Here is a 13886-nt window from a genome sequence, read left to right on the forward strand (position 1 = left end):
TTAAATGATAGAGCTCCTTTGAACTACATACCATTTATAATTACCAACTTTAAAATAAAGTTGTTGTCGTCAGATTTTGTACATTCAACATACTGTACTAAATCGATTGACGATGGAAATAGGTCATTAAGAAGTTCCATTTGGAAACTAAACGATGGTCAATGGCAAATGTTTTTTTCATCAGGGAACTCCAACAAAATAGGGACTCATTTTAAACACTTGGCTCTCGAAACACCACAATAATATCAACATTCAGATTAAACATAGCCTTCATAAAGGAAATGTGATGAATAAGAATCCTTCCGATGTAATTTTAGGCATGCTGTAAAAAAAGCGCCCCCTATTGGGGACGCTCCAGCGTGAATTGCTCTCCTAGCTTCGCATAATTGTTCCCAGCCAACCGACTTACTGGACGCAACTCCTTAGCAATCACATACGTATTTTGGTACGCTTCCTCGGATAAATGATACTGCACTACGCGTCCGATTAACAGATCACAAGCAGGTGTGTCCTCCTTGCCTCCTAGCGGTATCACCTGTTCCAGAATACATTCCATGCGTATTTTCGCTTCTGTCACACCGGGAACTGCGATTTTTGTACTTTTTATCGGGGTAAGGCCTGCCAGTGTAACCTCACTCTCCTGCGGAGACAGACGGGAAGCCGTCACATTCACCGCTCCCACATTGTCCTCGTCTGTGATATGTACGACAAAAGCTTTATGCTCCATCGCATTACGTGTTGTATCTTTGGATACTCCATCGACACGTTGTACGGATACAGACAGCAGTGGCGGCTCGGAAGCAACGATGGAAAAATAACTGAACGGCGCACCATTCAGCACCCCTTCGCTGCTCAAAGTCGTTACAAAGGCTACCGGCCTTGGAATAATACTTCCGGTCAACAGCTTATAATTTTCACGCCCTGTAAGCGTATCAGGATTCAACGAAATCATTTTTCTCCCTCATTTCCGATCACAATCGCTATTCGACTGCACACCATCAAGTTTCGCCTGATAAGCAAATGCACCATTAGTTAGCGACATGGATGACATCTCAGGCTTCCTTTTCAAGTATCGCGTGAATGATACAAAATGTAAAGTTGGAGCCGGAAAATCTCCCTATTTTTCAATTATATTTCCTCGGCTATCGCGCACAGTAACCGTAATTCCCTCAGGTACAGCAATCGTAACATCAAGCTGCTGTTGAGTCTGCATAAACCGTGTCGGAATTTGACCCAGTAATACATACAAGGTATCGCCGATTTGCTTGGTCTGATATAAATCTTGACCCTTTATTTCGTCCTCTTTGCCTGTGTATACATAACTTCCGAACACATGCACTTCCGGTGAGCTGGTTGCGTCAATTTTGACCGCATAAGGATCTTCTCCCTGTACAATCACTTTGTTCACTTTGGCAGGCAGTTTTTCATGCCAGTCTGGGAGAACCCTTGTTTCCTGAACCGAACTCATTATTTCTCTGACTTGCGGAGTGATCCCCAATGAACTGACCAAGGCAAATCCGATACAGCAAAAAACCAATACCGCCGTAATAAACATACTGAATACATCATAACGAATACGCTCACGCGTCCCCTTCCAAGCAGTATACATTAAAATTTCCAAACCTAGCAAAACAAAAACGACAGGCCACCAGGTCAAAGCCTGGTCCAGTATGCCCGCTCCCCAAAACTTGGAGGCAAACGTTATGCTCCCCAGCAGGACGAGGAAAAGTCCCATGGACAGCCTTCCGACTTTCCACACCCCTGCCGGAGCGTTTGACGCTTTAGAGGAATTATTTTTGTTAGATGATGTACCCAATATACCTGTGGAGCCTCCTCCATCGCTCTGAGGATGATGGGCTCCCTTAAAGGGAGCCTCACTCTTTGAAAATTCAGTATCCATTCTATTGCTTCTCCTTTACTCGTTTAGATTTGGAATTCCCGATCATCATCCAAATACCACCGCCGATCAACAATAAGGATACGATAATCGTTCGTAGATACATGTCAACCAAATTATAAATCTCTCCATTCGGAAACAGACGTTCCAAAGTAGGAACTAATACGTTGATTAAGATGTAATAGGCTCCTAGCAATAGTAACCCCAAGCCTACCCAGCGGTGATATTGTGCAAACATACCGATCACAGGCTTGTCGATCAGCGGCTCCCGTCCATAACGGCTTACTTGCTGCAACGCATCAAAAAAGCTATAAAACCAGACCACCGGAATCAGGAACAAAAAAAGTGAAAGATGCAGCACGTCCAGTACATAGATGCCTCCTAAAAACAGAAGCATGAGCTGGAGTCCACGCTTTTGCATACCGATATACATATGTCCAGCACCGGGAAATACCGATAAAATGGTAGCCAGCATTTTACTCCGCCGTCCCTCGACTCTTCCATATTCCAGTTCCTCAAACAAAGTACGGTCCTGAAGCATTTCTCCCGCTTGTTTGCGATGTACATGCTGCACCGCATCAAACATGCAATACAGCCAAATGATCGGTAACACGCCCGCAAACGCCAAAAATCCGGATTCGTTTGTAATGCTGGTAATAAAAACGAGGATCGCTCCAAAGCCAAAGAAAGATAGCAGAAAAGACAAACCACGCTGCATCAGGCCCAAGTGAAGGTGTCCCAATCCAGGAATGAACGACAGCAAAATCGTAAAAAATCGTTCATTGTCCGATCCTTTTTGAAAAGCAGGTGATCCTGCCATACCATAGTGTCCTTGTTGATAATGGTTATAGCCTGGGCCATATCCCATTCCTGCCCCCGGTGAATCCGTATCTGCGTGTGTTGCCTCCTCCGGTACCTCTCCTGTTAAACCAGCCTGTCCATAAGGCCCACTTTGCGAGTAATAACCATATGGATTAGGTCCTACATGAGGGGGATATGGAACAGCAGCTGCACGAGGATCATAACGCAACAAGCTAATAATAATATGCAGCATACTCAGTCCCCAAAAAAGAGCGGCAACAAACATACTGGCCAATAAAGGTAATTCGTCTCTTGATACCACTGAAAAAAATAATCCTCCCGCCAGACATCCGAAAAACAAAATGGTGTATACAAACGCATTGGCTTTTCTGGTCCAGTAATAGTGTCCCACACCGGGAATGATGTTCAATAGAAATGCCAAGAGCTTGCTTCTTTCCGTATAAGGCATCGCTACACTTCCTTTCTATTTATGGGATTTTAATGAAGTCCCCATCTGAAGGTTGTTGTTTTTGAGTTTTTCGTCTCACCCTTTATCCGAAGATTTAGGGCTTTAATTTATCGAGCCAGGTCGTGGTAGCTCGCATGACCTCTTCACTGTAAGAGACGCGTTCTTTTGGAGGAATCGGCTTTCCGTCTGTTTGCGGCATCATTTTGTCAAAGGCTCCACTGGACAACAAGATCAACGTTAGGCTTGCGGCGACAACATAGTGAAACACAGGTTTTTCAAACCAGCGGCGTTTTTTGAACATAACTTGACTCGGTTCAGCTTCTAGCTCGGGAAGAACGGCCATTACCTGATCTGTGAAGCGCTCCGTATCCATCCAGGCAGAATAATCTTTCATAGTTGACTCCAATTGCTCCAGTGCAACAAGATATAACATCAGCGCCTGTTCGTCTTCCAGCAGGAGCCTTTCCAGCCGGGCAGATTCCTCTATCGTGCAAGTTCCTGCAATGTAAGCATGCCAGTCATTCGATTTCCCTTCAATCCACGGTTTATCCTGTTGGTCAGTCATTGCCATTCCTCCTCCTTCCAGTGGTTTCGAATCCATAGTCGCGCCCGGTAGAGTCTCGACTCTACCGTTTTTAAAGCTACCTGCGTCTCTTCTGCAATTTGGTCGTAGGTTTTGCCTTGCATATAGTAGGCTTGAATAATATCCCGATGTTGCTGGGGCAACTGAGCGATTTTTTGCGATAGTTCTTTAATTTGCTCCTCGCGGATGAGACGAGCCAGCACATCCTCATCCCGGGAAGGGAGCTGTACAAGGGATTGTGCGACGTCTATTAGCTCTGCGGGGCGTCTGTCCTGTTTGCGCTTAATATCCAGCGCTTTGTGGAGCGCAATTCGGCTCAGCCACGTTTTAAAACCTTCGTTCCGGTACTGGGGGAGAGACTTGTACACCTGAACGAATGCCTCCTGCGCGGCATCTTCTGCTTCCTTGCTGTCATGCAGCACCGAATAGGCGATATGAAATACATGCTTGCTGTACAGCTCTACGATCTCACGGAACGCCTGCCGGTCACCAGACCGTATTCGTTCAATGATTCTCTCTATATCAATGACGCTCTCCCCCTTCCCAATACTATAGACGCCAGGAAATTTCCTTCCCCTGCATATTTCGAAAAAATAATTTAAAAAGGACACACCCTCCTGACGGAATGGTGTGTCCTCTATCATTAAAGCCTATTTACTCGTCTTCATTTCGGCTTAGCTCACGCGCACAGGCGATATTCCATGTTGTCCTCATTGCACAATAGCCAATCTGCAGTAACAGCCTTCATATATAAGTCTACTACCTAAAAGGCTTAGACCGATACATTAATTGCGTCCGCCACCACGGAATCGCTGGGCGTATTCTTTGGCATCCTGTGCATTACGGACACGGTTTCGGCTCCACTCCAGCAAAATACGGTCTATATACCGGAAATGTACCTTCCCTGCAAATACCGCTTCCTTCAAAGCCAGCAAAATAAGCTCCTCGGGATACCGATCCTGATCCACCCAGCTGGTGATCGTCTCGTATTCCATCGGTGATAATGGTCGCCCGAATTCTTTCTCGAAAATCGTGAACAAATTCCGTTCTTCTGTAAGCGGGGATTCCGATATTCCATTCAGTAAATCCGGCTTTCCGGCAAACAAAATGTCATCTTCATCGTGCTGCTCGTTACGCTCGGCGATCATACATTCTGCCAACTTACGATACAGCCCCGTCAAATTGTAACGTTCGAATTGTACAGATGAACTGCGGTCTTCTACGGAATCAATTCTCAAAAATCCTTCTTTCATGAGCTTACTGAAATAGAGTGCGATTTCATTCGCAGTGCATCCGATACGGGCCTGCAATTGTTCCCATGTCGGAAATTCATTACGTTCCGCTTGTTTGAAGGCAAGCAACTGCATCAGTAGCAGCATTTCGCCATCTGCCAGCCGAAGTGTTCGATAATGCTTGAGCAGGGCGTAGGGAATCTGGACCATTCCGGCTTCCATAGCAAAGGCTACTCCCTCCGCCCATTCTGCCGCTGATGTCTTGTCGAATGATCCGGTCATCGGTTACGGATACAAACGATACAGCATACGTGGGAACGGAATCGTTTCACGTACATGATCGAGTCCACAAATCCATGCTACTGTACGCTCCAGGCCCAGTCCAAAACCAGAATGCGGAACGGTACCATATGTGCGCAGATCCATATACCATTGGTAGGCTTCACGAGCCAAGTTATGCTCGTTAAAACGTTCTTCCATCAATGCTGGATCATCAATCCGTTGGGAACCCCCGATAATTTCGCCGTAGCCTTCAGGAGCGATCATATCGGCACACAGAACAACCTCTGGACGGGTCGGGTCTGGTTTCATATAGAATGCCTTAATGTGTGTCGGCCAATGTGTAATAAACACAGGCTTGTTATATCTTTCGGCAATCGCCGTTTCATGAGGAGCACCAAAGTCTTCCCCCCATGGGATATCGAAACCTTCACCTTGAAGGAAGGCAATCGCCTCATCATACGTAATACGTGGGAATTCGCCTTGAATTTGCTCCAGCTTCGAAACATCGCGTCCGATGGTTTCAAGCTCCTTCGCACAATTTTTCAGAACAGATTGCACGATATGGCTTACAAACTGCTCCTGTACGCGCAAGGATTCTTCATGATCCACAAAAGCCATCTCAGGTTCGATCATCCAGAACTCAATCAGGTGACGACGTGTTTTGGACTTTTCCGCACGGAAAGTTGGACCAAAGGAATACACTTTGCCCAGCGCCATTGCCGCGGCTTCCATGTACAACTGTCCGCTTTGTGTCAAATACGCATCTTCATCAAAATATTTAATGTGGAACAACTCTGTTGTGCCTTCTGCAGAAGAAGGAGTCAAAATAGGTGGGTCCACCTTCGTAAAGCCGTTGCCGTTAAAGAATTCCTGTACAGCACGGATAATTTCCGCCCGTACGATCAGAACAGCACGTTGCTTGGCGGAACGCAACCACAAGTGACGATGATCCATCAGGAAATCTACACCGTGCTCTTTGGGTGTAATCGGGTAGTTTTCGGTCAAATGAATAATCTCAATGCCTGTAACCGTTAATTCAAAGCCCGATTGGCTACGCGGTTCTTCACGCACCACTCCAGTAACGTAAAGGGAGCTTTCTTGAGTCAAGGATTTGGCGTCATTCCAAATATCCTCGGACACTTCGCTTTTCACGATAACCCCTTGAATATACCCGCTACCATCGCGCAGTTGCAGGAACTGAATTTTACCACTAGATCGTTTATTGTTTACCCAAGCGCCGATTGTAACCGTTTCCCCTACATGGCGACCCACTTGGGCAATCGTACTTTTATTCGTCATGACCGTCTCTCTCCTCTTAACCGAAAATCAAACAGCCCTTCCCCCTGGGTCAGGCTGTTTGCTCTCGCTGTTTGGTGCATGTGGAACTCAAACAATAGTCCACATGCATAAAGTTTACACTTGAACCGAACTACTGAACCAGACGGAACGTGTCGCGGGCAATAACCAGTTCTTCGTTCGTTGGAATGATCAGTACTTCTACCTTTGAATTTGCAGTTGTGATCCGGCGAGGCTCGCCAGAACGAATAGCATTCAACGATTCATCCAGCTCGACACCGAGGAATGTCAATTGCTCCAACACTCTCTTACGCAGAACGATGGAGTTCTCGCCTACACCTGCTGTAAATGCAATTACGTCTACCCCGTTCATTGCGGCAGCATACGATCCAATGTATTTGCGCAGACGGTATTCATACATTTCAAATGCCAATGTAGAATTAGCTTCGCCTTTTTCCATACCTTCTGTGATTTCACGCATGTCACTGCTAATACCGGAGATAGCTAAAAGTCCACTATGCTTGTTCAGCATGGAATTGACTTCATTGACAGTCAATTCTTCTTTGTTCATGACATAAGGTACAATTGCTGGGTCCAAATCACCACTACGAGTACCCATCATAAGGCCTTCCAGTGGAGTCATCCCCATGGAAGTATCAACAGACAAACCGCCTTGAACTGCTGTTACACTACCACCATTACCGATATGACAAGTGATAATCTTCAGGTCTTCCAAAGGACGACCAAGGAATTTGGCTGCTTCCTTACTCACAAAATCATGAGAAGTACCGTGGGCACCGTAACGACGAACCTTGTACTTATTGTACAACACTCTTGGAATGGCGTACATATAAGCTTTTTCAGGCATGGTTTGATGGAACGAGGTATCGAATACTACAACCTGCGGTACATCTGGCATATTCAATTCAGCCGCTTTAATCCCCATCATGGAAGCAGGGTTATGCAGTGGCGCCAGGTCAAACAAGCGGCGGATTTCACTCTTCGCTTCAGGCGTTACAACTGCAGACTGTTTGAAGATTTCGCCTCCATGAACCACACGGTGGCCCACAGCCTGAATTTCGCTAGTACTGGAGATTACACCATGTTCAGCATCTGTGAGTGCGTTCAGCACTTTACGGATGGCTGTAGTATGTTCCAAAATTTCGCTAACTTCGGTGTATTCTTCTTTATTGGTTGGCTTATGCGTCAGAATGGAGGAATCCATACCGATGCGCTCTACCAATCCCTTTGCCAAAACGGACTCGTCCGTCATATCATACAATTGGTATTTCAGGGAAGAACTCCCTGCATTGATTACGAGAATTTTCATATCCGGTCACCATCCTTGTCGTACTTAAAGAAGCCTTCGCCCGATTTCACGCCCAGATTACCTGCACGCACCATTTTCTTCAGTACGATGGACGGACGATATTTCAATTCACCAAATTCACGGAACATACGCTCCAGAGCAGCCAAAACGGAATCCAGACCAAAGCGGTCAGCCATTTCCAAAGGACCGTTTTGGAAGTTATAGCCGATTCGCATAGCGTCATCGATATCATCAGCGGAAGCCACGCCTTCTTGAAGTACATGGGCCGCTTCGTTAATCAGCAGACAGATAATCCGGCTTGTTACGAATCCAGGAGATTCATAAATCATGACTCCTTTTTTCTCCACTATTTCTTCCACGAACATCTTAGTGTTTTCAAAGGTATCATCCGAAGTTTTTAAACCACGAATAATTTCTACGAGATCAATACGGGATACTGGATAAATAAAGTGCATACCAATAACACGCTCTGGATACTTGGTCGAGCTGGCAAGCTCGGTCAGGCTCAGCGTGGATGTATTACTTGCAAGAATAATATTGTTTGGACACACATGGTCCAGCTCTTGGAACACTGCTTTCTTCTCGTCCAGATTCTCTGTAATAGTCTCAATGACCATATCACAGCTGCCGAGCTCCGCTAAATGGGATACTTTCTGAATACGGGATAAGATCAATTTTTTCTCAGCTTGAGTAATTGCCCATTTTTCCAGTTGTTTGTCCAGACTCGTTTCAATCATATTGTAGGCGTAGTCTAGTTTCTCTGGTGTCTGCTCTACCAGCAGCACATCGATTCCTTTGGACGCGAGCATTTCAGAAATCCCCTGTCCCATGGTGCCGCCGCCGATGACGCCGATTTTTTTAAATTGCATGATTCTTAACTCCACCCTTTCCTGGTCACTCTCATATATTGTATCCTTCTTTGTCGAAAAATACATGTTTATGTCCCAATAGATAATAATATCTTAGCACGGACTAAAAGTAAAAAAAAATAACCAGCATAAAAAATTATGCTGGTAATAAAGCATTTTCACTAAATTGACATCTAAATTGGTCTCCAGACAAAGTTTCCTCCTTCATTAGGATGTCAAGTGAGTTGTCGAACACAGGACGATGCTTTTCCAGCAGTTCCAAAGTTCGGGTATGCAGGTCAGCCATAATCTCGCCATTTTCCCGCATGAGTTCTTCTTTCGTTACCATTTCCATGTTAATAATGCCAAGTGAAGTCAAACCGGAAGTCATCATCGTATGGACGATGTTCAGCGCCTGCTCAAAATCATTACTAGAGCCGGTACTTCGACCGCCATAGTACATTTCTTCTGCCGTAGCCCCTGCGAGCGAGATCATAATCTGCTCCTCCAGATACTGCTTGGTGTATAAATAATGCTCTTGCTGTGGATTGTGGCGCACATACCCAAGCGCTTTCCCACGTGGGCTAAGTGCAACCTGGCTTACGCTACCAGGACGAACAATTTCGGCCATAATAGCATGTCCCAGTTCATGGATCGCTACACGTTTTTTCTCTTCCAAGGTCGATTCTCGATCTGTCTTTTCACCCATCATCACTTTGTCAATTGCCATCGACAGATGTTTCTGTGCAATCATTTTCTGATCCTGTCTCATCGCATAGATTGCCGCTTCATTCATTACGCTCTCCAGCTGTGCGCCAGAAAACCCATAAGATTCCTCAGCAATTTTATCCAGATTCGCATCTTCCTGAATCGGTTTGTTTTTGGCATGAATTTTAAGAATATGAAGACGGCCCTTCTTATCAGGCAAATCCACTTGAATATGACGGTCAAAACGCCCTGGGCGCGTTAAGGCGCTGTCCAGCATTTCTTTACGGTTTGTTGCCGCAATGATCAAAATCCGCGGTGTATCTACCGAGTAAATACCATCCATTTCTGTCAGCAACTGATTCAAAGTCTGATCATATTCTCGTTGCTGTCCACCCTCACGTTTACCACCAATTACGTCGATTTCGTCAATAAAAATAATTGCATTTTCCTTCTTTTCCTTGGCTGCACGAGTACGTGCCTCCCGGAACAACTCACGCACACGACCTGCTCCAACACCAACGTACATTTCAACAAATTCACTACCTGAGGCTGCAACAAAAACAGAATTAGTATAGTGTGCCGCTGCCTTAGCCATCAGTGTTTTTCCTGTTCCCGGAGGACCTGTGAGCAAAACGCCTTTTAATGGACGGATACCAAACTTGGAGATTTCATCATGTCGATTCAAAAAATCCAAGGCCTCACGCAGCTCCTGCTTAGCGCTTTCTTGCCCACCGATTTCCTCAAAAGTCAGCTTGTCCGGGCCATTTTTTTTACGTTTACGTTCTTGCCCAGCACCTACGGCCAAGCCTCCACGAGCATGCATGAGCATTAACAAGCCGCTGAACATCACACCAGCAACTAGAAGAGGGATAATATTTACCCCAATAAAAACGAGAAATATAATGGTTACCGGCACAATGCCGATTAATATTTCCTTGATCCATCTAGGCATTAGGCCATACCCCCATCTGCTGAGATTGACGTGGCAAAACGATAAACTTGGTCGCTTTCCCTTCGCTGAGTCGGATATAGACATTGTTCGAATCCATGTCGGTATCAGCTTTGATACCCGTCTTTTTCTTTTTCATATGCTCAACTGTAGATGAAATTTGAGTATACTTTCTATTTTCCATCGCTTCGGCTACAGGAAACATAGCCTCAGACCACCATTGATTCAGTGCTGTATTGGAACGGTCTGCAATATCGAGCTTAATGGTGCGGCTGCCAATGATGGATTGTCCTTTTTGCTTAACTACATCGACCAATCCGGCCACATCCGCCTGCGGTTTGAGATCTAGTTTCAATACAACCTGATCCTGTTTAATATCTATTTGAGCGCTTGTCACGCCTGGATATTGAGAAACCAGTTTTTCCAGAGGACTTTGCATTGTAACCTGACGGTAAATGAACCATCCCCCAAATAGCAGCAAAGCTGCCAAAACTGCCGCCACAACGATAGGAACTGCACGCAATTTCAAACAACATCCTCCTCTCAAAATGTAAAACTCAGAAGAAACGGGACGAATGTCAACAAACAACCAAATTGCATGATCTTACAGTGATCAGCAATTCTTTTTTCTATCATTTTTGTCTATCACTTATAAAATATAGTATATCATAACGTATATCTAAAATCGAAGGCAATGTGTGGAGGAGTTGTGATGAGGCAAAATCTTTGGTTATGGTGGAGGTGGGACGCTGCGTGTAGGATTTGATCTTACGATCGCTGTTGCCCGCCATAAAGATGAATTTGCCTTAGGAGAGAAGTTGGGTAGGTAAAGATGCTTCGCTGGCATTCAGCTCATCTTTACGGCATAGCAAGACTAAAAGACGTAAATACGAATTTCATCGCATTTACGTCTTTTTCTTGAGCTTTTAATCATTTACTAGTCATTCATTCCACATCTGCTGATCCTCAACCAGCTCAGTTATTGGGCAAAGTATACTTTACCCCCGTCGCTCCCCCATCTGAAAAACGGTAAAAGGCATAGTAATGATGGCTTCCATCATCGTAAAACAGCTGCCACACATATTCGCCATTGAACACACTCGGCTGGAGGCTTACAATTTTTACACCTGGAAGCTGCTGCTGAATTAGCGACGTCATTTTTTGCTCGTCGACTCCGTTCTTCAGCAGCTCGGTATGAACACCGCTATTATCTGCGGCAGGTACGTTAGGTTGTCCCTCCACTTTTTGAAAAGGAACCCATACCATTATATTTTCATTCTGTGCATTTTTCCCTTGAACCACCCAATATACCTGATCCCACACAGACTTCCATGTTTGAGTCGTGCTAACCAGACCACCTGATTGCTTGGCCTTAATGATAGCGGCATTTTTCTCAGCCACCTGGTCTTGAGTAACATAGGAATAATACCAGAAAATGCTGACCAGGATCAGTATCACGGCCAAAATGGCGACCGCTATCCATTTTTTCTTATTTTTCAAACCCGTGCTTCCTCTCTAAGGGGATGTGACACCTGAATTAGCGCGACAGCAGCCCTTCAAAGGCGGCTTGTGCCTCATGTTTGATACGTTCCTCGTCCATAGTCAGGCATTCGCCGTTTTTCACAACCTGACGACCGTCTACCCACACATGAGCCACGTCCTTGGCGCTTGCAGAGTATACCGCATGGGAAATAAGATCTGTACGCGGCAAGAAATGTGCCTGATTCAGATCCAACGCGATAAAGTCAGCCTTGTTGCCTGCTGCCAACGCTCCTACTTCTTTTAAACCAATCGACTTTGCACCGTATTCTGTTGCCAGACGCAGCGCTTCACTTGCAGGAACTGCCGTAGGGTCACCGGATACACCCTTGTGAATAAGTGCTGCCAGACGCATTTCCTCGAACATATCCAGGTTATTATTGCTGGCAGGACCATCCGTTCCGAGAGAAACCGTAACCCCTGCACGCAGCAATTCAGGCACTCTTGCCACACCACTTGCCAGCTTCAAGTTGCTGCCAGGATTGTGGGAAACCGCTACACCACGTTCTGCCAGTAAAGCTATTTCTTCGTCGTTCAAATGAACGCCATGGGCAACAAGCGAAGGACGGGAGAAAAAGCCAAGCTTATCCAAGTGTGCAACCGGACGCAAACCGTAGTCGCGTACGTTTTGCTCTACTTCGGCGATCGTCTCAGACATGTGCGTATGCAGTGGCAAGTCCAGATCATGCGCAGCTTGTACGAATTTTTCAATAAACGCAGGTGGACATGTATATGGCGCATGCGGTGACATCATCGTTGTAATACGGCCGTCTGCTTTACCGTGCCAGTTACGCGCAAAAGTCACGGCCTCTGCCAGCTTGATTCGCTGTTCTTCCTCCGAACATAGTCCAATTGCTCCACGCATCAGACTTGCACGAATACCTGACTCTTCAGCCACACGAGCCACCTCATCCATATGATCGTACATATCGAGGAAGGTTGTTGTTCCACCTTTCAGCATTTCCAGCACAGACAAGGACGTACCCCAGTACACGTCTGTAGATGTAAACTTGGCTTCCATAGGCCACATTTTTTCCTGAAGCCATACTTGAAGTGCCAAATCATCTCCATGCCCACGCAGTAGAGACATCGCCGCATGACCATGAGTATTGATCAGACCAGGTAAAAACAATAGCCCTTTACCATCGATCGCTTCCGTCTCTTCCTCACCCGCAGGCAAGGTTTCGCCAATATAAGTAATACGACTATCCTCCACAATCATAAAACCATGGACTACCCCTGCTTCTGGTCCATTTACGGCAAAAGATCCGTTTTTAATCATCCATTTATTCACTGTCATATTGTGCTTCTTCCTTTCCGTCCTCCAAATAATAAGCGAGGCTAAGCAAATCAGTTGTAAAGTCTGTGGCATGAATCCGAATGTTGGCTGGTGCCTTGAGAGTAGTCGGTGCAAAGTTCAGGATCGCTCCAATTCCGCTATCAATAAGCCTATCAGCCACGTGCTGTGCTTCAAAATCAGGTACGGTAATAATCCCGATTCGAATGTTTTTTTCTTTCACAGTCGCTTCCAGTTCATCCATCGGTTGCACGACCAATGTATTGATCTTGGTTCCTACCTTATCCGGAAACGCATCAAATACCGCCACAATCTTCATATTGTCTTTTAAATAAGCGTTATAATTCGAAAGGGCTTGCCCCAGATTACCCGCTCCGACCAATACTACATTAATTTGTTGGTCGATTTTCAGGATATGGCGTATTTTCTCAATGAGATAAGAAACATCATAACCGATACCCTTCCGACCAAAATCTCCAAAATAAGCAAGATCTTTACGGATTTGGGCCGGGTTCAAATCTAGCCTCTGTCCCAGCTCTTGAGAAGAGACCGTAGCCACCTCCCGTTTGTGCAGTGCATTCAGATAACGTAAATATACGGGTAACCTCCGTACGACAGCCTCTGAAATTTTATCTGATTTCATACTTGCTCCCCC

General features: G+C 45.6%; 14 protein-coding genes. All 14 read right to left on the minus strand.

All coding sequences use genetic code 11. From position 1 onward, the window contains the following. Positions 1-340: 340 nt before the first annotated feature. The 14 genes from MKY75_RS14165 to MKY75_RS14230 all read right to left on the minus strand — a co-directional run bounded on the left by MKY75_RS14165 (position 341) and on the right by MKY75_RS14230 (position 13874). On the minus strand, positions 341-952 hold the full coding sequence (locus MKY75_RS14165) for a flavin reductase family protein (RefSeq protein ID WP_069011515.1): 612 nt from the start codon (positions 950-952) through the stop codon (positions 341-343). Between the two features lie 165 nt (positions 953-1117). Then, positions 1118-1900 (minus strand): hypothetical protein, encoded by a 783-nt coding sequence (locus MKY75_RS14170; protein WP_340885714.1) that lies wholly within the window; start codon positions 1898-1900, stop codon positions 1118-1120. A gap of 1 nt (position 1901) precedes the next feature. Further along, a complete protein-coding gene (locus MKY75_RS14175; protein WP_340885717.1) occupies positions 1902-3167 on the minus strand; it encodes a multi-tm2 domain protein in 1266 nt (421 codons plus the stop codon). A 94-nt stretch (positions 3168-3261) separates the two neighbouring features. Further along, positions 3262-3732 (minus strand): hypothetical protein, encoded by a 471-nt coding sequence (locus tag MKY75_RS14180; protein ID WP_029517379.1) that lies wholly within the window; start codon positions 3730-3732, stop codon positions 3262-3264. Beyond that, entirely contained in the window at positions 3729-4394 is a 666-nt protein-coding gene (locus MKY75_RS14185; protein ID WP_029517378.1) for an RNA polymerase sigma factor, read from the minus strand. Before MKY75_RS14185 ends, MKY75_RS14180 begins: the two co-directional genes overlap by 4 nt. Before the next feature lie 141 nt (positions 4395-4535). Next, a complete protein-coding gene (locus tag MKY75_RS14190; protein WP_049816981.1) occupies positions 4536-5264 on the minus strand; it encodes a DnaD domain-containing protein in 729 nt (242 codons plus the stop codon). A 3-nt stretch (positions 5265-5267) separates the two neighbouring features. Then, positions 5268-6563 (minus strand): asparagine--tRNA ligase, encoded by a 1296-nt coding sequence (asnS, locus tag MKY75_RS14195; RefSeq protein ID WP_013310674.1) that lies wholly within the window; start codon positions 6561-6563, stop codon positions 5268-5270. Positions 6564-6693: 130 nt separating this feature from the next. Next, complete coding sequence (locus MKY75_RS14200) at positions 6694-7890, minus strand: acetate/propionate family kinase (RefSeq protein WP_039271124.1); 1197 nt, start codon at positions 7888-7890, stop codon at positions 6694-6696. Next, positions 7887-8759 carry a 3-hydroxyacyl-CoA dehydrogenase family protein gene (locus tag MKY75_RS14205; protein ID WP_029517374.1) on the minus strand — a complete coding sequence of 291 codons (873 nt, stop codon included), beginning with the start codon at positions 8757-8759 and terminating at the stop codon, positions 7887-7889. The genes MKY75_RS14200 and MKY75_RS14205 overlap by 4 nt, the downstream gene beginning before the upstream one ends. A gap of 136 nt (positions 8760-8895) precedes the next feature. Further along, complete coding sequence (locus tag MKY75_RS14210; protein WP_029517373.1) at positions 8896-10398, minus strand: AAA family ATPase; 1503 nt, start codon at positions 10396-10398, stop codon at positions 8896-8898. After that, positions 10391-10924 carry a hypothetical protein gene (locus MKY75_RS14215; protein ID WP_069011509.1) on the minus strand — a complete coding sequence of 178 codons (534 nt, stop codon included), beginning with the start codon at positions 10922-10924 and terminating at the stop codon, positions 10391-10393. Before MKY75_RS14215 ends, MKY75_RS14210 begins: the two co-directional genes overlap by 8 nt. A 446-nt stretch (positions 10925-11370) precedes the next feature. Continuing rightward, on the minus strand, positions 11371-11895 hold the full coding sequence (locus MKY75_RS14220) for a cell wall elongation regulator TseB-like domain-containing protein (protein WP_039271118.1): 525 nt from the start codon (positions 11893-11895) through the stop codon (positions 11371-11373). Between the two features lie 37 nt (positions 11896-11932). Next, positions 11933-13234 carry an amidohydrolase gene (locus MKY75_RS14225; RefSeq protein WP_069011508.1) on the minus strand — a complete coding sequence of 434 codons (1302 nt, stop codon included), beginning with the start codon at positions 13232-13234 and terminating at the stop codon, positions 11933-11935. Then, positions 13221-13874: a redox-sensing transcriptional repressor Rex gene (locus MKY75_RS14230; RefSeq protein WP_029517369.1), complete on the minus strand. Its 654-nt coding sequence runs from the start codon at positions 13872-13874 to the stop codon at positions 13221-13223. The genes MKY75_RS14225 and MKY75_RS14230 overlap by 14 nt, the downstream gene beginning before the upstream one ends. Positions 13875-13886: the final 12 nt, after the last annotated feature.

The sequence above is a fragment of the Paenibacillus sp. FSL L8-0663 genome (genome assembly GCF_038008125.1).
In the GTDB taxonomy this organism is placed as follows: domain Bacteria; phylum Bacillota; class Bacilli; order Paenibacillales; family Paenibacillaceae; genus Paenibacillus; species Paenibacillus polymyxa_D.